This is a genomic window from Paenibacillus marchantiophytorum (assembly GCF_014640555.1).
Lineage (GTDB): Bacteria > Bacillota > Bacilli > Paenibacillales > NBRC-103111 > Paenibacillus_E > Paenibacillus_E marchantiophytorum.
In genome coordinates, this window is sequence record NZ_BMHE01000004.1 from 211,101 (window position 1) to 234,866 (window position 23,766).

11 protein-coding genes are annotated in these 23,766 nt (G+C 44.8%); 1 reads left to right on the forward strand and 10 read right to left on the reverse strand.

Annotation, left to right across the window (positions count from 1 at the left end):
* Positions 1 to 76: 76 nt before the first annotated feature.
* From IEY34_RS06440 to IEY34_RS06455, 4 genes are all read right to left on the reverse strand, one after another.
* The gene (locus IEY34_RS06440; protein WP_189009285.1) at positions 77 to 958 is read right to left on the reverse strand and encodes a peptidyl-prolyl cis-trans isomerase; all 882 of its coding nucleotides are present in this window, start codon (positions 956 to 958) and stop codon (positions 77 to 79) included.
* A 138-nt stretch (positions 959 to 1,096) separates the two neighbouring features.
* Complete coding sequence (locus tag IEY34_RS06445; protein ID WP_189009288.1) at positions 1,097 to 1,972, reverse strand: carbohydrate ABC transporter permease; 876 nt, start codon at positions 1,970 to 1,972, stop codon at positions 1,097 to 1,099.
* Complete coding sequence (locus IEY34_RS06450) at positions 1,957 to 2,835, reverse strand: carbohydrate ABC transporter permease (protein ID WP_189009291.1); 879 nt, start codon at positions 2,833 to 2,835, stop codon at positions 1,957 to 1,959. Before IEY34_RS06450 ends, IEY34_RS06445 begins: the two co-directional genes overlap by 16 nt.
* A gap of 67 nt (positions 2,836 to 2,902) precedes the next feature.
* A complete protein-coding gene (locus tag IEY34_RS06455; protein WP_189009294.1) occupies positions 2,903 to 4,300 on the reverse strand; it encodes an ABC transporter substrate-binding protein in 1,398 nt (465 codons plus the stop codon).
* A 308-nt stretch (positions 4,301 to 4,608) separates the two neighbouring features.
* On the opposite strand from IEY34_RS06455, the gene IEY34_RS06460 reads away from it, so the two are divergent.
* Positions 4,609 to 6,990: a glycoside hydrolase family 95 protein gene (locus IEY34_RS06460; RefSeq protein WP_189009297.1), complete on the forward strand. Its 2,382-nt coding sequence runs from the start codon at positions 4,609 to 4,611 to the stop codon at positions 6,988 to 6,990.
* 395 nt (positions 6,991 to 7,385) lie between these two features.
* Here the strand turns inward: IEY34_RS06460 and IEY34_RS06465 are convergent, their stop codons facing one another.
* The 6 genes from IEY34_RS06465 to IEY34_RS06490 form a co-directional block, all read right to left on the reverse strand.
* The gene (locus IEY34_RS06465; protein WP_189009300.1) at positions 7,386 to 7,808 is read right to left on the reverse strand and encodes an S-layer homology domain-containing protein; all 423 of its coding nucleotides are present in this window, start codon (positions 7,806 to 7,808) and stop codon (positions 7,386 to 7,388) included.
* A 96-nt stretch (positions 7,809 to 7,904) separates the two neighbouring features.
* The gene (locus IEY34_RS06470) at positions 7,905 to 9,518 is read right to left on the reverse strand and encodes a response regulator (RefSeq protein WP_189009303.1); all 1,614 of its coding nucleotides are present in this window, start codon (positions 9,516 to 9,518) and stop codon (positions 7,905 to 7,907) included.
* A 27-nt stretch (positions 9,519 to 9,545) separates the two neighbouring features.
* Positions 9,546 to 11,330, reverse strand: coding sequence for a cache domain-containing sensor histidine kinase (locus IEY34_RS06475; RefSeq protein ID WP_189009306.1), 1,785 nt, complete (start codon positions 11,328 to 11,330; stop codon positions 9,546 to 9,548).
* Positions 11,331 to 11,403: 73 nt separating this feature from the next.
* Entirely contained in the window at positions 11,404 to 17,436 is a 6,033-nt protein-coding gene (locus IEY34_RS06480; protein ID WP_189009309.1) for a discoidin domain-containing protein, read from the reverse strand.
* Between the two features lie 114 nt (positions 17,437 to 17,550).
* Complete coding sequence (locus tag IEY34_RS06485; protein WP_189009312.1) at positions 17,551 to 17,766, reverse strand: hypothetical protein; 216 nt, start codon at positions 17,764 to 17,766, stop codon at positions 17,551 to 17,553.
* A 799-nt stretch (positions 17,767 to 18,565) separates the two neighbouring features.
* The gene (locus tag IEY34_RS06490) at positions 18,566 to 23,701 is read right to left on the reverse strand and encodes an alpha-N-acetylglucosaminidase TIM-barrel domain-containing protein (RefSeq protein WP_189009315.1); all 5,136 of its coding nucleotides are present in this window, start codon (positions 23,699 to 23,701) and stop codon (positions 18,566 to 18,568) included.
* Positions 23,702 to 23,766: the final 65 nt, after the last annotated feature.

The window sequence follows — 23,766 nt, forward strand, 5'->3', positions numbered from 1 at the left end:
ATTAACGCCTCCTCTAAATTAATAAAGCGCTTACAAATTATCGGATCCCAATTACTTGAAGACAGGACTTCCCGTATTACTCAGTTTCCAAACCTATTTGATCATATGACGCATTCATCTTCACTACCGCCTGTTTTTCAAGCTGACTGACATATTGATCATACTCGCTATCTATATAGTTAAGTTTTATCTCCGAGCTTACCTCTTGAAATTCCTTGTAGCCTGATTTCCCCCTCTCTACACACTTGATTAGAATATAGCCTCCGCGATCTGCGATAATCTCACTTACTTCCCCAACGTTAAGCTTCATCGCAGCACGGTATAAGGCATCTCTATATTTGGCAAGATCCCTTGCGTTGGTCTCATTCACACTCTCCTCTCTCGTTGAAGTGCCTTCCGTCATCCTTTCTTCATAAATCCGATCGAAGCTCTCTCCATTCTGGATACGAATCATAACATGCTGCATGCGATCCAAAGATTCCCTGTTGTTTGTCGTCTCAATGATCTCTTTCAGTTTGATGTTATCCAGTTTTGAGGCATATGCTTCCTTATTGGCTTCATAAAATTCACGAAGCTTAACATCCGACATATCGAAATGATGTTCAGCCAAGTCATCCTTCAATCGATGGTTCAAGTTGTTAACGATTTCTGCATAGTAGGTTTGCTCATTGTATTGGCGGGGTCCATAAATCACTTGTTTATTAGCTATGGCATCCATTCTGCGTTCATTCTCTTTTTCCAGATCAACTACAAAGTCAGAGTACAGCGCAGATGGAATAAAGCCTCTCTTCTTTCCTTCGATTTGAATGACTTTCACATGAATCAGTTCTTGCAGCGCTTTCTCTTTTAATGTAGGTAAAGGTAAAGTCGTATCGCCACGATGTTGATTCAAAAACGCGACAAATTCGCGTCTTTGAACAGGTTCTCCATCCACGGTAGCAACAATATCCTCCTTCACTACTGAATTTCCCCTACCAATAAAGGCACATCCTATCATCAAAACAACGAAAACTATGATTAAGCTTAAACGTAAATGAGGGTTTCGCTTATTGTTCAATTCATTAAATACATTCATCATTAAACCTCATTTCAATGGTTATCCTTTGATACCGCTTGAAGTGATGCCTTCCACAAAAAACTTTTGAGCAAAAACGAAAAGCAGGATTGGCAATAAGATAACAAACGCAGCACCAGCCATTTGAAGTGAATAATTAGAGCCATACTGCGTTGAAAAGTATTGAAGTCCGACGGTTACCATTTGCTTCTTCTCGCTTGAAATAAAGATAAAAGGAGTTGCATAGTCATTCCAAATATAAACGAAAGAGAATACAATCATTGTCATCAAAGCAGGAACCGCAAGGGGGAGGATGATCCGAAAATAAACACGATAATGGGAGCATCCGTCAATGATGGCTGCTTCCGTGAGCTCTTTGGGAATCCCCATGAAAAATTGTCTCAAAAGAAATAAAAAGAAGACATCAAACACAGCTGGAATAATTAGCGCCCAATGCGTGTTGATTAAATGCATATACTTATAGATTAGAAATCTGGCTACGATTGTTGTATCGGGTGGAATAGCTAATGTGGTCAAGGAGATAAGCAGCAGGATATTTCTTCCTTTAAAATGCAATCTGGCAAAGGCATATGCGGCCATAGTAACGACGATCCCGCGCAATACAATCGATAAGGCCACCACTTTCAATGAATTTCCGATCCAGAGAAAGTAATTCGGCGAGGTTAGTAAAGTTTGATAATTTCCCCAATAAATCTGATCGGGAATCAGATGTTTAAGCGGTTCGTTAAACGCTTGAGCAGTCGTTTTAAGAGAAGCAGATATCATAAAGATAAAAGGAAACATCATCATTAACGCTACAATCAATACAAATATGGAGTAAGAAAGAGTAGCGATAGATCGACTACTTTTATTGCTGTACGGCTGTGTAGAATGTTTTGCGATTAATAATGCACCCATTTCCTCTGCCCTCCCCATTGGATCACTGAAATAACCATAATAATCAGAAACAGGACGATTGCTTGTGCTGCAGCATAACTGTAGTGATTGAATGAGAAAGCCTCTTCATAGATATTGAGCGAACTCACACGGGAAGCTGTCCCAGGTCCGCCTTTGGTCAGTGCGTTGAAAATCGTGAAATTTTGAAAAGATCCGATCGTCGCTGTTATGATCAAAAAAAAGCTTGTAGGAGAGACAATCGGCAAGGTAATACGAACCAATTTGGTAAGCTTCGATGCCCCATCCATGTCAGCAGCTTCGTATAAATCCTTGGATACACCTTGTAATGCCGCCAAATAGACAATCATTTGAAAAGGGAAATTCAACCAGACGGCGACCATCGCCGTTGTGGGAATTGCCATTTTGCTACTAGCAAACCATAAGGGTGGATTAACAATCCCGAGTACCTTGAGCAAGGCATTCACACCCCCTCCGAATGGATCGAACAGCAAGGAAAACACCATCGAGATCGCAACGATGTTAGCCACATAAGGCATTAAAAACAAAGATCGGCTAAAGTTCTTTAAATAGAAATGTTTATTCAAAAGCACAGCAGCAATAAATCCCACGGCCGTAAGGCAGGGTACATAGAGGAGGGTATAATAAAAACTTTTGAGATAAGATGAGATTGCAATCGGGTCATTCCAGATAGCCTTATAGTTGGCTAAGCCCACCCACTGGACCGCATTTAATGGTTTGAAATTATTCAAGTCCACGAAGCTTATAAAAAAGGCATAAAATAAAGGCACAAATTGAAAAATGAGAAATCCAATAAAAAACGGTAAAACAAATACCAAAGCGGCTCGTGCCTCTTGTTTCTCCATATGACTCCTCCTACAAACAAAGGAGCACCCTATCTTCAGAAGTGCCCCTTGCGAATTGATTACATGATTAATTTTTCAATGTTTTAGCCTTTTCAATAGCTTCGTCTGCACGAGATTTGATTGCTTTAATCGCATCATCCAGTGGTTTTTGTCCTACAAGATACGACTCGCCCTCCTGTAAAATAATTTTTCCATATTCCGCAGCAATCGAACCCGTAATTTTCTCTGGCTTGAGACCCAGATTAGGCGTCAAAAACACGTCCTTGAGATCCTCCGTCGTAATCCCATCTGCAGCAGGGAATTTGGCTGCCATTTCTTGAAAAATCTTGTCCGTATCTTCTTTGGTTAAATCCACACGCGCTGGCGTTCCGGACCCGCCATATTTATATTGATTGTCTGCAAGCCAATTCACGAAATCTGCTGCTTCCTTAGGATGTTTGGAATATTTATTGATGCCATTTCCTGAAGTAATGCCGATCATGTTCTTTCCATTAGGATCAACTGGCGGCTGCGTGACACCGACCTTCCAATCGCGCGGATAGGTCTTCATGTCTATCGGCGCAAAGGCAAACCATGTACCGGTAAATTGCATCGCATACTTCCCGTTCATAAAGGCATCATAAGGAATTTTCTTTGCCTTTGTTTCAAGCCAGCTCGGTTGAATTTTTAATTTATTTCCCAGATCACCCAACCACTGTAAAGATTCTTTAAACGCAGGATCATCATAATTCGATGTCCCATCCGCTTTATAACCGCTAATTCCTCTTTGGGCAGCTAATAAATAAAAGGTATTATCATAATCAGGGAAGCTTGAACCGTAGATCCCTTTGCTTGGATCTGTTAGTTTTTGGGCTGTTTCCACATATTGAATCCATGTCCATTCGCCCTTCGGATAAGGCACTTTGGCATCATCAAAAATCTTTTTATTATAAAATACGGCCCATGTTCCAGCCCCAGTTGGCAGCATGTAAACTTTATCGCTGAATTTGGTTAAATATTTCCCGAATTTCTTCTCATAATCAACCCCTGTATCCTTATAAATATCATTCAAGGGAAGGAGAAACCCACTGTTTGCGTATTTAGCATGTATGATTGGGTTCTGAAGAGGGATAACATCTACCGTCCCAGACGTCGAAAGATCAATATCGATCTTCTTGTAGATGACATCTCCATCACCAGCAACGGTTTCTAACTCCACTGTGTTGCCGGAATATGCCTTATAATCCGCTAATAATGTCTTTGTAGCAGGCAAATTGGCATTTCCCGAAGTCGAATACCATTTGAGGGTTACGGGTTCCTTTTTGGCAGCAGGTGCGGCCATTTCCGTACTAGCTGGAGAAACCGTTGGGACCGAGCTTGATGCGCCGCCTGCCTCATTCTTGCTGCTGCAACCTGCTAGAGACAAGCCGATCATTCCAATGATGACTAACGAAACGCTTGCCTTTCTGCTATTTAATTTCCCCACTTTTATCATACCCCTCTTCGTTTGGTTGTCTGATGCATCTTTACTATAATTGTTTAAGACTGCCGTTCAAATGTAATATCTTTCGAATTTTTAACCTTTCTCATCATCTGTCCAATGGAATATCATTCGATTTGTAAAATATAAAGAAAAAATGGTTTTTTTTGCACTCTGGCAGGTGACTTCCCGCGGCTGAATCATTCTTGTTAACTTTATTCCAAAGTACCTTAGTAATGTCCTTATTCCAGCTGGCGATTTTGTGATGTAGTTGGAGTGAGCATATTCCAATCGTAAAAAAGGAGCTGTTACCTTTGAAATTGCATTATCTAAGCTGCGCAAAAGCGTGGACCGAAGCGCTTCCTATCGGAAATGGCCGACTGGGCGCTATGGTTTTTGGCGATCCGGAAGCCGAACATTTGCAGTTAAATGAAGATACCCTGTGGTCAGGCCGAGGTCCTGTCGACGCAAACAATCCGAACGCGAAGCGCGTTCTCTCCGAAGTACGCGGGCTTATAGCAGAAGGGCGTTACGCGGAAGCGGACAAGAAGAGCAAGGAGATGATGGGGCCTTACAATCAATCCTATATGCCGCTTGGCGATCTTCACCTGAAGTTCCGTCACGGCGGCGTGGTTCAGGCCTATGAGCGCAGCTTGGATTTGACAGATGCCATCGCTAGGGTGGTGTACCGGATTGGGGATATTACGTATACGCGCGAAATGTTTGCTTCCTATCCGGACCAAGTCATTGTGATCCGTATTGAGGCAAGCGCTCCGGGCGCTCTCGATTTCACAGCGCGGCTGGATAGCCCGCATCCGTATCGAACAAGCTTTACGGCAGATCATCTGTATTTGCAAGGTATTTGCCCGGAGCATGTTGATCCTAATTACTATGATACGGATCATCCCGTCGTATATGGTGAACCCGAAACAACGGAAGCCATGCGGTTCGAGGGGCGTATTGGCGTTCAACTTGAGGGCGGCGCTTATACGATTGATCATGACGGACTTCATATTCAAAGCGCCAAGGCGGTTACACTGCTGTTCAGCGCGGAAACCAGCTTCCAAGGATATGACAAGCCGCCTGCCAAGGGAAGCAGGGAAGTAGCTGCCGCCAATGAGGATCGGCTGCAGAGCGCGATGGCCAAATCCTATGAGCAACTACGGCAAGCTCATATCGATGATTACACGGCATTATTTAATCGTGTGGAACTGAGGCTTGGCGCTTCCGAGGCGGCAGAGCGGCTGCCGACTGACCGGAGAATCGCCGAGTATGGGGCGACGGATGCCGGGCTCGTTGAACTGCTGTTTCATTATGGCCGATACTTGCTCATCGCAAGCTCGCGCGCAGGGTCGCAGCCGGCCAACCTGCAGGGCATTTGGAACAAAGAATTGCGCCCGCCATGGAGCAGCAATTGGACGTTGAACATTAATACCGAGATGAATTACTGGCTAGCGGAAACGTGCCATTTATCCGAATGTCACGAGCCGCTTCTCGGATACATACAGAATTTGTCTAACAACGGCCGGAAAACGGCGGAAGTGAATTACGGCTGCAGAGGCTGGGTTGCGCATCATAACGCAGACATCTGGTGCCAGTCAGCGCCTGTCGGGGACTATGGCCAAGGCGATCCGGTGTGGGCGCTATGGCCGATGTCGGCTGCTTGGCTGTGCCAGCACCTCTGGGAGCACTACGCGTTCACCCAAGATGAACGTTATCTGCGTGAGCAGGCTTATCCGATTATGAGAGAAGCGGTGCTTTTCTGTCTGGATTGGCTGCACCCTGACGACAACGGCCATCTAGTCACATCGCCCTCCACCTCGCCGGAGCATAAGTTTGTAACTGCCGATGGGCAGATGGCAGCGGTCAGTCAGGCAACGACGATGGATATGTCGTTAATATGGGATTTGTTGACGAGCAGTATCGAGGCTTCGGCCATTTTGAACGTTGACGAGCCCCTTAGAGCTGAGATGGCAGCAGCGCGCGAGAAACTGAAGCCGATGGGAATCGGCGAGATCGGCCACCTTCAGGAATGGTCGAAGGATTGGGATGACGAGGATGTGCATCACCGCCATGTCTCGCACTTGTTCGGAATCTACCCTGGCCGTCAATTGACGGAACTGGCAACGCCTGAGCTGTTTCTGGCAGCAAGAACCTCCTTGGAGCGGCGCGGTGATGACGGGACAGGCTGGAGTCTGGCTTGGAAAATTTGTTTGTGGGCCCGTTTTCAGGACGGGAACCGAACGCTTGCGCTCATCTCCAATTTGCTGCAGTTGGTGAAGGAGAACGAGACGAACTATCATCACGGCGGGGTTTACGCCAACTTGTTCGATGCCCACCCTCCTTTTCAAATCGACGGCAACTTTGGATTTACCGCCGGCGTGGCGGAGATGCTGGTTCAATCTCATGCCGGCGAGATTTCACTGCTGCCCGCCTTGCCGGATGCATGGCCGACCGGCTTCGTGAAGGGCCTCCGAGCAAGAGGCGCGATGAGCGTTAGTCTATCGTGGGCAGGGGGCGCTCTTCAAGAAGCGGAAATCGAAGCGCAATTCGGCGGCAGCTGCCGTATTCGCACGAAGGGAATTTCGCTCTCGGTCGAATCGGAAGGCACGAATGTACCTTACGAAGTTGTGATGGAGGGTATCATCCGCTTCGATACCGAGGCAGGTAAATTATATACGCTGCGCAGCGTGTAAGTTCTCATCCTACAACGGCAATCCGGGATTCCATAAGAAAAACGGCTTCGCCGCCCTGATTAATCAGCCTCTTCTTAGCGGCAAAACCTAGTAAGGGAACTAGGGGACGCTAATTAGGCAAAAAGTAGGGATGCGAGGGTAATAGAGGAACTACAGGGTCTTATTTCCATAAAAAGTATCAAAATTCCCATATAACAGCAAAATAGCGGACTGTAGTTCCCTCAACCTCCCGAAAATGACACTTTTGGCTAGAATAGCGGACTGTAGTTCCCTCCCTCTGTTCGCACCGGGCGGCTAGAGTAACTCCGCGTTCACTTCAAAAGATATAAACTCTTATATGTAAATAAATACTGTCCTACAGTCATCTCTTGACCATAGGACAGTATTTATGTTTGTCATTTTATTTTCAGCATGCCCAAAATAAGGATTGTAGCTTCCGCTCTTGTTGCTTCATCGTTAGGCGCGAATTCATTATTGTCTCTGCCGTGAATAAGGCCAGCGGCATAAGCAGTTGCAACGTAAGGACGCGCCCATTGAGGCACCTGCTCTGAATCACTAAATAATAGTCCTTCATCCGATACAAGCTTAAGTCCAAGAGCTCGAACAATCATAACTGCCATTTCAACACGGGTAACAGGCTGTTCCGGTCGGAAAGTACCATCCTCATAACCGTTGATAATACTGTTCTTCACAGCTTGATTCACAGCTTGATTGCTTACATCGGCATTGACAGTTAAGCTATTAACCCCAGGAGTAACCGTCACATTGGTTGGAGCATCCAGATATTTAACCGCTTGACGCATTTTCCGCAGTAACATATTTAACCAGAATATTCTTGTCTTTGGAACCAGCACACCCTCTGATTAATCAGAAACCCGCTGCGTAAGCTGAAAGACTAATCCAGATCAAATCTTCTAGATCTTCTCCGGTGTTGACAAATTTTTATACTTGATAGGAGACTCTCCGACGTTCTTTTTGAATACTTTACTAAAATAATATTCATCCGAGTAACCTACTTCTCGCGCGATTTCAGCGATTTTCAAATCCGTCGTTTTTAATAAGAACTTTGCTTGACTGATCCTAACTTCCGTCATGTATTCAATTAAATTTTGGCCTGTCTCTTTTTTATAAAGATTGCTTAAATAAGCTGTAGACAACTGCAAATATTCGGCAATCCTTTCCAAGGAAAGGTCTTCTTTGTAATGCTTATTGATAAATTGTTTGGTTGTAAACACCCGCATATTCTCATTGTTATCTATCAACTGCTCAGTAAAACGCTGCTTGAGATGATGAATCCATTCGATGAAATCAACCTTTAAATTCATTGTATTTATATCTGTGTACATCTCTTTATTTACGATATTTTTGCCTGTTAGTTTGAATTTTTCCATAAAGGTCTGAAATAAATAATAAATGGAATAGCACAAACCAGTTAATAATTCCTTCGTTAGGTTATTGGATTGATGCATTTTCTGTATGAATAAATCTAAAGCATCCTTAATCGCCTTAATGTCTCCATCCAGCAGTGCGAATTCAACCTTTCTCATTTCTGCCGAAATATCCTCGTTTTCTTGTATCGACATTCGTTTCATATCACAATAATAAATATCGCTCCCTCTCGGTAAGATAAATTTATAGTTAATTGCTTCTTTCGCTTCATTGAAGGCTTGCTTAATGTATATATAATTGGGGTGGTCATTGCTAATCCCCATGCAAACAGATGCGTTCAAATATTTTCGCAATGAAGTCCTCATATTGGTTGTCAGCTCATGCAGCCTTTCGCCGCTATCCTCCCTCTCGTTTTTCTTGAACGTGAAAATAGCGACAAATTGTTTGGGATGAATACTGGCCACATGCCCGTACGCATAACTGGATAAAACCTCCTCTAAGATGTTGAGAATAGAATAATCAAGCAAATGAGGCGCTTCCCCATATTTATCATAAATAGTCAAATCATCGACCTCGACGATCAAACAACTCAGGTTTTTTTCCAAGAAATTCAAATTAAGCCTATTTACTTGCTGCAACATTTCAGCGCTATTCTGAATAACACCTAAAAGCATATCTTTGAAAAACTTTTCTTTATGCAGAGCTGTATGTATAATTGGATATTCTTGTGCAATAGCCGCATTCCCAATCCTATCTTTTGCAGCTGCTATTGAAAGACTTAACTCTTTCATAATCTGAATCAATTGCACGGGCTCCAACTCAAGTTTCAACATATAATCTTCCGCCCCATGCTTCATGGCTTCCTTGACATAAACCAAGTCATCATACGCGCTTAATACGATAAATTTCGCCGGATGATTCTCTTGCCTTAATTGCTTAATTAATTCAATCCCCGTCATCACAGGCATTTTAATATCTGTCAAAATAATATCAGGTGAATAGGCTCTGGCCATCTCTAATGCTTTTTTCCCATTTTCCGCTTCACCCACAAGCTCGAATCCCAATTCTTCCCATGGGAGAATCGTTTTAATCCCTATCCTGACAAGCGCTTCATCATCAACGATTAATATTTTCAGCATCTTTTTCACCACCTGCTTATGCAAAGATTATTCAATGATATCCAGCGGAAGAACGATATGAACTTTCGTATAAACACCTAATTGACTATCAATCTGAATGCCATATAGGGCGCCGCAGATCATTTTGATGCGAAGGTTTACATTATGTACACCAATTCCGCCCAAGGAATCTTCCACTCTGAAACTACTCCCCAATATTCGGGATATCTGATAAGCCGACATTCCTACCCCGCTGTCTTCAACTGTTATTTGGAGTGTAGCATAATCAGTAAATATCTTAATTCTAATAAAACCAGGCTCTTCCCGCGGTTCAATCCCATGGAATATGGCGTTCTCCACGATCGGCTGTAAAATGAATTTGACACACTTCTTATGAAGCAGTTGTTCATCTATTTCATACAAAACCTGAAATTTCTCACGATATCGCGTTTGTTGAATATAAATATAATCCTTGATCATGCTCAATTCTTCACTTACTGTAGTCAGCGAGCTTTGCTCTTTAAATGTATTCTTCAATAATCTACCCAGGGCATCTACAACCTCTTTAATGCCATCTGACTTTTGAATGATAGCCATCCATCTGATTGTATTCAAGGTATTGTATAGAAAGTGAGGTGTGATTTGTCCTTGCAGCGCCTTGATTTCCGCTTTTCTTTTCATAGCTTCTTCCTCTACTGCTTGGCTAAAAAGCGAATTAATGCGCTCAATCATGTAATTAAAGTTGACACTAAGCAAACCAATCTCATCGGTATTGGAAATATTGGATTTCACCAGCAGATTGGAGCCTTTCACATCTTTCATTGTTAACGTTAATTTTTTGATAGGTTTTACAATCCCCGCTGAAATAAAAAACCAAAGCACTCCTGAGAACAGCAAGGAAAGAATACATACCGCGGTAGTGATTTTAAATACAACTTTATTATCCTTCGTTAATAGTTCGAGAGGAACCATTTGCACGATTTTCCAGCCATACTTATCCAAATCATAATTAGATACCAAATAGGATTTCCCGTTTTTCTTGATCTCGAAGTTCGAAAAATTCTTTTCTTTAGGCAGAATAATGCCGTCCGACTCAAGACTCTGGGCGAGCTTCTCTTGCGGGTAAACAATTTTCCCAAGCTGATCGACGACATACAATTGACTTTGTGTATCGGGGGATGCCTTGCTTAATATATCCGTAAAAACATTCGTATTTAAACTCAAATATAAGCTTCCAATGTTCCTGTTGTTAAAATCCCTAATCAATCTGGCGAGTGAAAATACCTGTTTAAACTGAGTCATTCTTGACTTATTATCATTGTCATGCACGCCAATCCAAAGCACGTTCCCGCCTAGATCCTCCGATTGTTTATACCAATTCGAAGCTAGCAGCTGTTTCGTATCAATAGCGTAAGCATCACTCCCATTCCCATATCTAAAATCACTTCCGTTCATGCCAAAAATAAAAAGAGAAGTGACGTATTTATAATAATTGGAATAAAACGCTAAATTATTCATAACCTGATCCACTTTCTTATAATTAGCATAGTAGTCCAATGGATTGGTATTATCCGCACTAATAGCCTGCTGAATATCTTCGTTAATAAAGATTAATTCGGTTATTTTTTCGATTTCCGATAAATCCTTTTCAATAGAACTTCCAATATATAAGAGGTTTTCGTGAAAGGAATCGCTTACTTTCTCTTTTAGTATTTTCACGGATATGAAGTATGAGCTTATGCTGATAGATGAGGTAGGTATAATCATGACGAACAGGAATGAGATCATTATTTTATTGAAAATACTCTTTTTGAAAAAGCGAATTGGATTCACTCCACCCTCCCCTTACCAAAAACGGTGCTAAACTCAACAAATCGTTGAGCCTAGCACATGTTTCAAAGCTTATTTAATTTATTAATTTCAAATATTGCATCGCTTGTTTGATCAGCACGGCAGCCTCTGCTCGAGTGGCTGCATCTTGCGGTGCGAAGGTTGTTGCTGTTTTCCCATGAACCAAACCTTTGCTGAAGGCTTCTGCTACCGCGCTGCGGGCATAGTCTGACAGCTGATCTCGATCGGCAAATCGGGTATTCGCCGCAGCTTCCTGTTGCGATTCTCCCTGAACAAGCTGGACAGCTTTCATCATCATGACGACCATTTGCTCTCTCGTAATGAGCTGATCCGGGTTGAATCGGCCCTCGCCCACACCTTGAACCAAGCCGTACTTCGCGGCTGTACCTACTTCTGAGGCATACCACTGCGTGGCAGCTACATCTGTAAATACGGATGGCGTCGACTCTGCCTGCAAGCCAAGTCCTCTAACGAGAAGCGCTGCAAACTGAGCCCGAGTCACTTGCATTTCCGGTGTATACGTAAGGTCCGTTGTTCCGTCGATCACCATTTTGGAAGCTAGGGTCTCGACATCTTTCTGTGCCCAGTGTCCGTTCATATCGGCAAATGTTTTCTTGTTTTGAACGATCGCATACAGGCTGTTCGTATTACGGGTTATGGTTGCTTCTGTCTTGCCGTTCTTCACAGTGAACACCGATGGCACAAATTTAAGTTCTCCTGTTGCTGGATCGTAAACGACCGCAGTCGCAATCGAAGCATCTTGAATAGCTCCGTCAACATTCATCACGCGTGTGATGAAACGGTTGCCAAAGTTCGCAATCTCAACTTCTTGGTCCTTGGCTTTCAGAATTACTTTGTAATCGATCATATCGCTTACGCGTTTCATACCTTCCTTAGCGATGGATTGATCAAATTGCTGTTCTTGCTGCGATTTCGCTTCATCCATGCGAATGATTAACGTCGCGCCTTCGGCATTTGCCAAACTCGCAACATCCTCACGGTTCAAAATGGACAGCGGCAGGTTATAAGAACCAAGATGGCTACTTAGGGTCAGAACCGTTTCTTTATTTTCTTTCATCCTGTTGTACAAAATATCCAGCGGCAGCTCTGCGGCATTCTTTCCATACTCTCCAGGTATCTCGAAATTAAGGATAGAGCTACCCGCAGCTTTAAGATCTGCTAATTTCTGCGAGAGTCGTTCGCGATTGATAATTGCCGTTATCGCTGTTTGACTTTCTTGAACAGGCTCGATCCTAAGTTCCGTATCCTTGGGTACGTACTTAGTTGGATCTTCTTTCACTGGCGGTGTAGTTGGATTGCCAGAACTCGAACTAGAACCAGTGCCAGGGTTGGAAGTGCTATTTTGTCCGCTGATTGTTATCATGATTTCCCCGCGAACCCCTGAACCGTCGGTTGCCGCTGCAACGACTTTCACATTTCCATCCTTCACGGCCTTGAGCAAGCCGGTTTGATCGATAATCGCTTTATCCGTCGCAGCGCCATTCGCTTCATAGACAGCCCAAGTCACCGACGTATTCGTCGCGTTAATCGGCAGCACTGCTGCGCTTAATGAAAGGCTTCCGCCCTTCACGGCAATAACCGTCGACGCGCTTGTGATGTTAATCGACGCCACTTTCACAGGATCAGTACCTGGATCAATAATATCCGTTTGACCGCTTAGGGTAATACCTTTTACCCCATGAACACCGGAACCATCCGCTGCCGTTGCGACTACTTTCACGACGCCGTCTTTGACAGCTGTCAACCGACCGGTTGCGCCAATTGTCGCTTTATCCGTTGCTGTCGTGCCATCATTTTCGTAGACAGCCCATGTTACAGACTTGTTCGTCGCATTCGCAGGAAGAACTGCAGCATCCAATTGAAGCGTGCCTCCCTTGGCGCCGATACTTGCCGATGCGCTAGAGATCGTGATCAATTGCACCTTAATCGGAATATCTTCCACAATTGGACTAGCAAATACATTGATTTCCGCAGCCGTCGCCCACCCGCCGTTGCCCGATGTCACTTCGACCTTGACATACGATGCATCGGTTGGAGTGAAGGTTACGGTTTTCTCGGCAGCGTCGTTTGCCCAGCTTCCAGTCGCAACCTTGGTAAAGGTCGTTCCATCCGTACTTGCATACATATTGTAGCCGGTAATATTACCGTTGCCGCCTTCTGGCCTTGGCAATACCGTAACTTTATTAATCTTGTTGTAGGTTCCTCCAAGGTTTAACGTAATCGATTGCGGCAGCACGTCGGATTGATTCCATTTCGTATGCCAGATCGTCTGCGGGTCGCCGTCAATCGCATTGGAGGCCACATCTTTTCCCGATTCCTCGCTTGTCGCTGTAGCTGTCATTTGCGACTGAGGTACTTTATTTACAGTAACTTTAATGCTAGTTAACAAGGATACACCATTCGGATTCTCAATACCGTTAGGCAAAGTTACACTACCGCCTACTGTAAATGTCTGGTGATTTTTAAGCGTTGGATCGTAGCTTGCGTTGGTTAAATCCCAAACGACAACTGCTTGCGCTTGTGTTTGGTTCGTCACTATTTCAACCGTAGAAGGCAACCCTAACGCTGCTGCCGTCTTTGCCGTGCCCATCTTAATGTCAGTGACTGCTGTAGATGGTGTAATACTTTCAAGCGTCACTTGGCGCACTCCACCTGTTTGCTTCAAAACATAGGAGGAATTTGCTTTGGTAGGCACCGTGTAGATCTCACCTGAATGATTCGTACTCTTCGTTGCTTCAATCCTTACCCCATCTTCATAGACCTCTACCTCTTTTCCCGGCCACGGGTTCATAACGGAGAGATCTTTTCCTTTTTCACTGGTGATGTCAACATATTGAACCTCTTGCGTTGCTCCTTTGTATTCCGATGAAACAAGAAATGCGCCTTTCTCCCTAAGCCTTACAAATTTAGCATCCTTGTTTTGCACCCAATCAGGAAAAACTTTGATCACATAGTTATCACTTTGCAACAACAGGTTATTAAAGGCTTCCGTCGCCCCCGCCTTCTCGATGCCGTGATTATTATCAGGTATTCTGAAATTCTGAGCTATGGCTGGATAGGTTTGCTGCAAAAAGTAATCGATTATACTTTGCGCAGGATACCCTACTCTAGCAGCCTGTGTATACGCTTTTGGCGTATTGTTGATTTGTCCAAATGTATGGGCTTTCTGTGTTAACGTATTCCTTGCAATTTGCAGCTTCTGAGGATCAGAATTAAATCCAAGTCTTTCCCCAGGATGAATAAATTCAAGTTCAACATTGCCGCTATTCGGCCAGAAATCCCCGTTATCTGCCAAAGCATATACGGTCTGTCCATTCCTTTGCATGGTTGGGGTCTCGGCCATATGATCACGTATATCTTTCCACAGATCAGCTCTTTGCTGTGATACCCCCAATTGATTCTCACCCAGAACAGCCACAGCTTCTGTAAGCATATTAAATACATTCCAAGCAAGACCTGATGTTACGCCTGAATTTTTAGCAAACGTATACTCATGATAGCCATCATAGGCGATGTAGCGGTATCCGCCTTGCCCATCGTCTTCTTTTTCTAACCACGATTCGTAAAATTTAGCTACTTTTTCAAGGTACGGAACCAACTTTTCTTTCAAAAATTGCTCATTCTGCGTATATCTGTAGTAAGAAATGAACTGTGTTGCGCCATACGCAGCATCAATGGTTTGACCGATATAGCTTGGGCCTTCAGGAGCGCTTCCCCAAGGTCCGATGCTTACCGGATACAACAGGGCTCCGTCTATCCCGGAGGCTAAACCCCTGTTCTGGATATACTGCCAAGCTTCTGGTGGAGCATGGTTCGCAATTAATGTCATTTCTTCTCGCGCTCTTCTTTCGCCTTCAGGCATGAAATCCCAAAGGGCATCAACCATTGGCAGGCCTTGATCGGGTCTATTGCTCGAATAGGAACCGTAAACAGGGCCAAAAAAATTATAATTCAAATGGTAATCACCTGACCAAAGAGGATCGTCTGTCGTTCTCCAAATCCCGTACAAGCCGGGAGCTAACTTACCTTCCCTCACAGTTGACCCTAAAATGTACTGAGATCCATAATAGTATCTCTCGATCTTGGATAAGTTCGCATCCGTATTATCAAGGTTGATGTACGATTTTAACCAGTAACTTTTCCACCAATCCAAGTGTCGATCATGGAGCGCGGCAATATCTCCTGCACTGTTGTATTGGCCAAGCTGATCCTTCGCCTGATGAAGCGGAGACTTGGCTTGCTTCAACACATCCATATTGTCGTAGGTTTGGCCTCCCCCTCCAACGGACGTAACGATTTGAACCGGTTGATTCGGTTGCAAGGTAAATTTTAGTACACCTTCGGCTTGCTCTTGATTAGACGAAGCAACGTAGCTGCTCGCTCCTATAAGCTTGGTCAAGAGCACCGCTTCAGATGTCCATGATTTAGGGTTGCTCTTCGCTTGATTATCGGTTTTCCGCGAGGCCCATGCGCTGCTGGCATCATTCCCTGCATCCGCTGGATATAAAGCATTGTCATTCTTGGCCCACGTCACCACTTCTAAATTGACCGCTTTATTGCCCGTTGAAACAATTTCCGTGATGAACGTGTTGTCCGTTGCAGACACCCATGTTTGCATCTTCATTGATTGGCCTACAAGCGGCATTTGCGTTCTAATTTCAGCATGTTGAATATCTTGAATTTCATTGAAAGAAACCGGCGAAAGGATACTGCTAAAATTGCTATTATGATAAAGTTCAAACTGAGCGATGCGCGCCCTGGGATTATTGGCTGAATCCGTTGTTGTAGCCTGCGTTGCTTTTGTAATAAGAAGACGAACGTAACGAGATGAAACTGGATTGACTAAGATTCTATCCGTAATGGATTCTGTATTGCCCACGATGGATTCAACATCGGTCCACGTCACTCCATCAGAGCTAATCTGAAGTTTAAAATCTTGCATGTTCCATTCAGGCTTATCCATACGGGCAAATCCCCCGTGCCTGACGACCCATCGATCGAATGTTTTCACGCTGCCCAAATCATAGGAAATCCATTGGCTGTTACCTACAGCGGACGTCCACATATTTTCGTGATCAGCGTCTTGATTGGTCTGAGAAGCCCCGTTTACAGAAAGACTCGGGGAAAAAGAATCATGTGTCGAACTAGCAGTTGCCGCAGCATTTAAAGCCAATGAACTCTTCTGGGGATCATCCCAAACACTGTCCACAGTTGGGTTATATACCTCGACTTCAGCTAGTCGGCTCCTTCCATCACCGCCAGTTTGAGTCCCCTCTGTTATATACACTCTCATCTGACGGGCTTGTACAGGTGCTGCCAATAATTTATCTGTGATCGCTGCTGAATTGTTGGTGATGGCATCGATATCCGTCCAGACGGTTGCCCCTGTAATCACAGCATCACTTGTTACTTGAACCTTGAAACTTTTGGTATTCCAATCTTGTCTGTCTGATCTTGCCGCTCCACCGTGTTGAATCACATATCTCGAAAAGGAGATGATCTCTCCAAAGTCGACACTAATCCATTGCGGACTTCCAGGAGACGATACCCACGAACTAGCATCACTTGTCCCCACAATGCCATCCGTGACCCGACTAGAGACGAAATCATCGTGATGACTACTCTCAGTTACAGGCTTGCCGAGCGCCAAATCCAATCCGTGATCAGGTGTTTTTTCTCTGATTTTGATGCCGCCCAGTGTAATAATCTTCGTGCTGTTATCACTATTCATCGTTCCAGCACTCCAGAAATCACCCTTGGATACTAGAAATTGTTTCGTCTTGCTGTCTCCATAGGAAGTAACCCCGACATCTCCATTGCCTAGAATAGCTGTATCGGGCATTTGCGAGGATATGGCTCCCGAATATGACGGCGTATTCCACTCGCCATAAGTGTTGGAAAGGATTCCAGAAAGCTCATTCCATTCCTGCTCCGTGTTATTCGTAAGCGCAACGGATGCGGAGACATTCTGTATAAACAAGTTAGAGATGAAAGATGCGCTAAGTACACTTAATGAAAGCGATAGCAACACTGAATTTCTTATGATTTTTTTAGCCTTCGATTTCATTTTGATCCCTCCGTTTAATAGTCATTGGCAGTGCTCTTGAAAGCACATTTTGTAGGTGAATCGTTTACTTTGATCGATTGTTTCTTAATTCAAGGGTTCCACCCTTCACACCAATCACTGACGATACACTCGTACGGTGAACGATTGAACCGCCACTTGGCCGTTCTCAAGCGCTTCAGCCGTAAAGACGGGTCCTGTCCAATGATTGGGCAAATGCACAGTTTTCCCCTTCTTACTCGTGACGTAATCGTCACTTTGAAGCAGTCTATTATTGAATGCCTCTGTTGCTCCTGCCTTAGCCGAGAGAATCCGCCATGCCTGACGACCCATGGGCAAAGCCAATTTACTATAAATTGGATACTCTTTAAAATTTATGGTAAATTAAAGAAAACGCTTACACTCATGGTATCATCCACTTTATAATTTTGCATTCAATCATTGTTTCCAACATGCAAAGCTCATCCTCGGATTATACGGTGAAATTCAATAATAGCTTGTCTGATTACCGCGTTGACCCGGTTGAACTCCTTTACGTTTATTTGAATCGTATTGATTGTTGCATGGCCACACACTTTATATATCACAGGAGAGTGAAGCAATATACTGCTCATTTTTCTTAAATATCAAAAAATAACTGTACTTTTATGAATCCGTCAGAAAAATCTACTGTCCTTTTATATTCAATTCATTTTCTGTCCTTTTTAACAGGCATCAACAAGAAAGAAAGCGCTTTATTTATTGGAACTACTTGAACCTTTAGTTCGAAGTAATCGGATGACAAAGAAGCGATCGGCGCTCCTGCATACGTATCTGGAAAATCAATGACCGTACTAAAGCTCCCTTTATGAAAAGCCAGACTGCATCAAAATCGTTTTTCGTTCAAATCATTTGTAGATACTTCAGTCATATCCCCCTTTAATTCCTAAATTAAGGGGAAGGAGACTTGCGTAATAATAAATTCTCCTTCCAACTGTACTGCATTGTTATTTCTTAGATGAACTCCATTCGTCGATTTGTGCTTGCTTCTCTTCACAACGCCATCCGCTCCTGCAGCCTTCAATTTCTGAAGTAACACCAAGCTCGGAACGGATGTACTCGTTGAATTGAGTTTACATACAGATGTTTCGCATTAATTAATCAACTTCAAATATTGCATCGATTGTTTGATGAGCACTGCAGCCTCTGCTCGAGTGGCTGCCTCTTGAGGTGAGAATGTTGTATTTGTTTTCCCATGAACCAAACCTTTGCTCACGGCTTCCGCTACCGCGCTGCGGGCATAGTCCGACAACTGGTCTTGATCGGCAAATGGGGCATTCTTCGCAGCTTCCGGTTGAGATTCTCCCTGAACGAGATGGACAGCTTTCATCATCATGACGACCATTTGCTCTCTCGTAATTAGCTGATCCGGGTTGAATTGGCCCTCGCCCACACCTTGAACCAAGCCGTACTTCGCGGCAGTACCTACTTCTGATGCATACCACTGGGTGGCAGCAACATCGGTAAATACGGATGGCGTCGACTCTGCCTGCAAGCCAAGTCCTCTTACGAGAAGCGCTGCAAACTGAGCCCGAGTGACTTGCATTTCTGGCGTATACGTGCGGTCCGTTGTTCCGTCGATCACCATTTTGGAGGCCAGAGTCTCCACATCTTTCTGTGCCCAGTGTCCGTTCATATCGGCAAATGTTTTCTTGTTTTGCACGATCGCATACAGGCTGTTCGTATTACGGGTTATGGTTGCTTCTGTCTTGCCGTTCTTCACACTAAACACCGATGGCACAAACTTCAGCTCTCCTGATGCCGGATCGTAAACGACCGCAGTCGCACTCGAAGAATCTTGAATGGTGCCGTCTACATTCATCACGCGTGTGATAAAACGATTGCCGAAGTTCGTAATTTCAACTTCTTGGTCCTTGGCTTTCAGAATCACTTTGTAATCGATCATATCGCTTACGCGTTTCATACCATTTTCTGAGATGGATTGATCAAATTGCTGTTCATGCTGCGATTTCGCTTTATCCATGCGAATGATCAGCGTCGCGCCTTCTGTATTTGCCAAACTCGCAACATCCTCACGGTTCAGGGCGGACAGCGGCAGGTTATATGATCCCAGATGGCTTCTTAGGGTCAGGACAGTTTCTTTATTCTCTTTAAGACTGTTAGACAAAATATCCAGCGGCAATTGTACGGCATTCCTTTCATACTCGCTTGGTATCTCGAAATTTAGGATAGAGCTGCCCGCAGCTTTAAGATCTGCTAATTTCTGCGCGAGTCGTTCGCGATTGATGATTGCCGTTACAGCTGTTTGACTTTCTTGTACAGGCTCGACCCTAAGTTCCGTATCCTTGGGTACGTACTTAGTTGGATCTTCTTTCACCGGCGGTGCGGTTGGATTGCCAGAACCGCTGGAACTGCCAGATCCAGGGTTAGTGCCTGGATTGCCATTTTGCCCGGATATTGAAATAGTCTTTACTCCAAAGACGGCTGAACCATCCGTTGCTGTGGCAACTACCTTCACCGTCCCATCCTTAACGGCCGTCAGTATGCCTGATAGATTGATGAGCGCTTTATCCGTTGCTGTTGCGCCATTCGCTTCGTATACAGCCCAAGTTACTGACTTATTCGCAGCATTGACAGGGAGCACCGCCGCTTGTAATTGAAGGGTTCCGCTCTTCGCGGAAATCGTCGACACATTACCTAAGCTTGTGATGTTAATCGTGGCAACATCCACTGGATCTGTGCCTGGATCAACAACGTCCGTTTGACCGCTTATTTCAATAGACTTTACTCCAAATACGGCTGAACCGTCCGTTGCTGTGGCAACCACCTTCACCGTCCCATCCTTCACGGCCTTCAGCAAGCCAATCGGATTGATGATCGCTTTATCCGTTGCCGCTCCACCCACTTCATAGACAGCCCATGTCACTGATTGATTCCTCGCATTCGTCGGAAGCACCATTGCGCTTAATGGAAGGCTTCCGCCCTTTACTGTGATCGTAGGCGATGGGCTCGTGACTGTAATCGATTGAACCAAATCTTCTTTACCGAATACTTCTAGCTCGACCACATGGCTTTTTTGTCCTACTGTAAGCGAGCTGTTATTCGTTGAGTTGCCATTGGCGTATACTCGGACATATCTCGCCGATACCGGCTGCGTAGCAAACGCTTTGCCGGAAGAAGTTTCCGCATAATCAACTTCCGTTCCCGCTCCAAATCCGTGAACGTTGTTTTTGTCGGCATTGTAGACAACAATCACATTCTCCTTCGCAAAACTCGGATCATTGGATACGGCGATCACTGTATCGAAATATTTTCTGTTATCTGCATAATATCTCCACAGATTGATGGAGGAAAGTAAATAGGATTTCCCTAAATCCACCTGCATCCAGTTCGGGGACCGGCTCTCTGTGCCATATTCTGAATAACCTGTAATCTCGATACTGCCATCTACAGCGCTGTCCGGGTTTAGTCCATTATTATTGAATGCTGTATTGGCTGTGAGCGTCTTGCCATTGGCCAAGTTAACAGGATCATCCGGGAGCTCGATGTACATACCGAATACTTCTAGCTCAACGACATGGCTTTTTTGCCCTACTGTAAGCGAGCTGCTATTCGTTGAGTTGCCATTGGCGTATACTCGGACATATCTCGCCGAAACCGGCCCTGTAGCAAACGCTTTGCCGGAAGAAGTTTCCGCATACTCAACTTCCGTTCCCGCTCCAAATCCGTGAACGTTGTTTTTGTCGGCATTGTAGACAACGGTCACATTCTCCTTCGCAAAACTCGGATCATTGGATACGGCGATCACTGTATCGAAATATTTTCTGTTATCTGCATAATATCTCCACAGATTGATGGAGGAAAGCAAATAGGATTTCCCTAAATCCACCTGCATCCAGTTCGGCGATCGACTCTCCGTACCGTATTCAGCATAATCTGTTGTCACGATGCTGCCATCTACGGCGCTTTGCGGGTTTTGTCCGTTCGTATTGAATAACGTGCTGGCTGTGAGTGTCTTGCCTTTGGCCAAATTAACCTCATTGGCGAGCTCGATATACAAATCTTGAGCAATTGTATAGATATTGCCAGTCGGTTCGGATGGATATACGTTCGTCTGATTGGCCCAGGCTCTTCCGTAGTCGCCCCAGTTCGGCAATGATGTCGCCGTTCCCGTATTCAGTGCCGCTTTCAGCGAATTGAAGTAGGCATTCCAGCGAGAATAGTAGTAATCTCCAACAAGTCCTGCATATTGACGGCGGGCATAATCGTAAATATTTCCACCCCACACCGTTACGATCGACCGGGCGTCATACTCCAAATTGTTGCGCTCCTCATCGTTGGACGCCCACCTCTTGGCATTCTCCAGCCAGTTGCCGAGCATCATCTGCTTGTTCGTCGCAGCCGCTGCGTCTGTGACTTGAATATAGTGAAGAAAAGTATCCGTCAGCTCATTAAACTTGATTGTATCGTGGGCATCGTAAGCCTCTTTGATTTTCGACAGCACTTCGCGTCCCTTGCCGGACAACATTTCCTGAACGACCGTCATCAGATCATATTGATAAGTGCTGGTGTTCCTCAATTCAGGACGAACTTTCAGGAGATCTGGAAGCGCGCTCGCCAAAACGTTTGAATTGTAGTAAAGCGGTCCAGGCGATGCCGTTAAGCTTGGTTCAACTTCATAAAGAGAGGTCATGCCTCTGCTTGACTGATTTTCGTCGCTGGAATTGGTCGCAGGCAGACTGTAAACCGATGCCAATATTTTCTGCCATGCGGCCTCGGCATTAGGGTCGGAAGCGCCGTAACGCGCTTTGGCGTATTGTTTGATCCATGCGTTCAGATCAAGCGGCTGGTCATGCCATGCCATTTCCGTAAAGAATTCGACTGCAGCCGGGTTATTGTTTAATGCCTCCGGCAACAAAGCGATCCCTTTAAGCGCGCTGCCCGGCTTGTTTAATAATTCAAAAAACCTCGTATTCCAAACGGAAAGACTCGTTCCCAAATTCGTATGACCACCGAAATTCCAGATCGTACCGAAAGCATATGGCGTTCCCTTCCAGTCCTTATCCCGGTCAGCGAAGATCAAATCGGAATTTCCATCCAAAACCAACATTCTGCTTTTATCGATTCCGTCAATGGTTGCCGCACGAGGATTATCTCCTCCCCACCCCAGAATGACCCAGATCGCACCGGGATGAGCAGCCGTCATAGCATCTTGCACCGCCTTGGATGCAAGCCCGATGTCGACATTGCCTGATACACCGCCTTCATGCAGCAGATCCATTTTAAACATCGTCGTATCGCCGAACATCTCGCTTTGATGTCTGTAGAAAGCCGCCGCAACAGTATTAAACCGGGCATCAGTCGGAGCAAGCCAATCCGGACGCTGGAATCCGCACCAGGTTCCTTGCGCCACGATATTGGCCGCGTTGCCTGGGCTTTTGGCGTTAAAATTCGGAGGAACCGTTCCGAAATATCCTGGGAAAACCGGTGTCATGCCGAGTTCTCTCAAGCGATCAGCAATCTTCCTGCCGAGCTGTATCCGTTTTTCAATCAAGCTCTCCGTAATCGCTGAAGGGAAGCTGTGCATGTTCTGCATCAACCACCAAGGCTGGTGTGCAGGCTGCGGTATCCAATTGAGCAATTCCTGCTTCGTATAACCGAATTCCTGGAAGGCTTTGAAATAAACCGCTTCCTGCCCTGGATAGACGAGAACCTGATTGATCCCTTGCATAGCTAGCGTATCAATTTTCTTCTCCCAATGCGCCCAATCTTCGTAAGGATCGTTATAGCCTTCGTCCGTATCGTTCAATCCGAATCGATTGGCAACGTTAGCGCTCTTGCGAATAACCCCAGCGGGCTGCGGCAATACCGCAGGCAAATTCAACTGCACCTCATTGAAGGAGATATCTGCGTTTGCTACATATTTGAGGTACCAGTTAAATCCCATTAACAATGTACTCGTGTTCGTACCAGCAAGCGTAATCGTTTGGTCAACCCCTGGACTAATTTCAAATGTATCTTTGCCGTCCGGCGAAGGGGATAGAGATTTTATAATAATCTGACCTGCATGCTGACAGCCTAACCACCGATCAACTAACTGGCTTGCGGATTGAAGATTCACTAAAGCATTATCGCTAGGAACCGATTTCGTACATGTTTGGGATGGATTCTGAGAAGCATAAGACGAAACTGGGAGCAGCGAAGCAAGCATAAGTATTGACAAAATGTAAGCGGTCATAAGTTTGAATAGAGAAGCATTCTTTTGCATCCAAAGATCTCCTTTGAAATAATTTGATCTCTTCCAACAATTTTTTTAACTTATTGCTCCTAAAA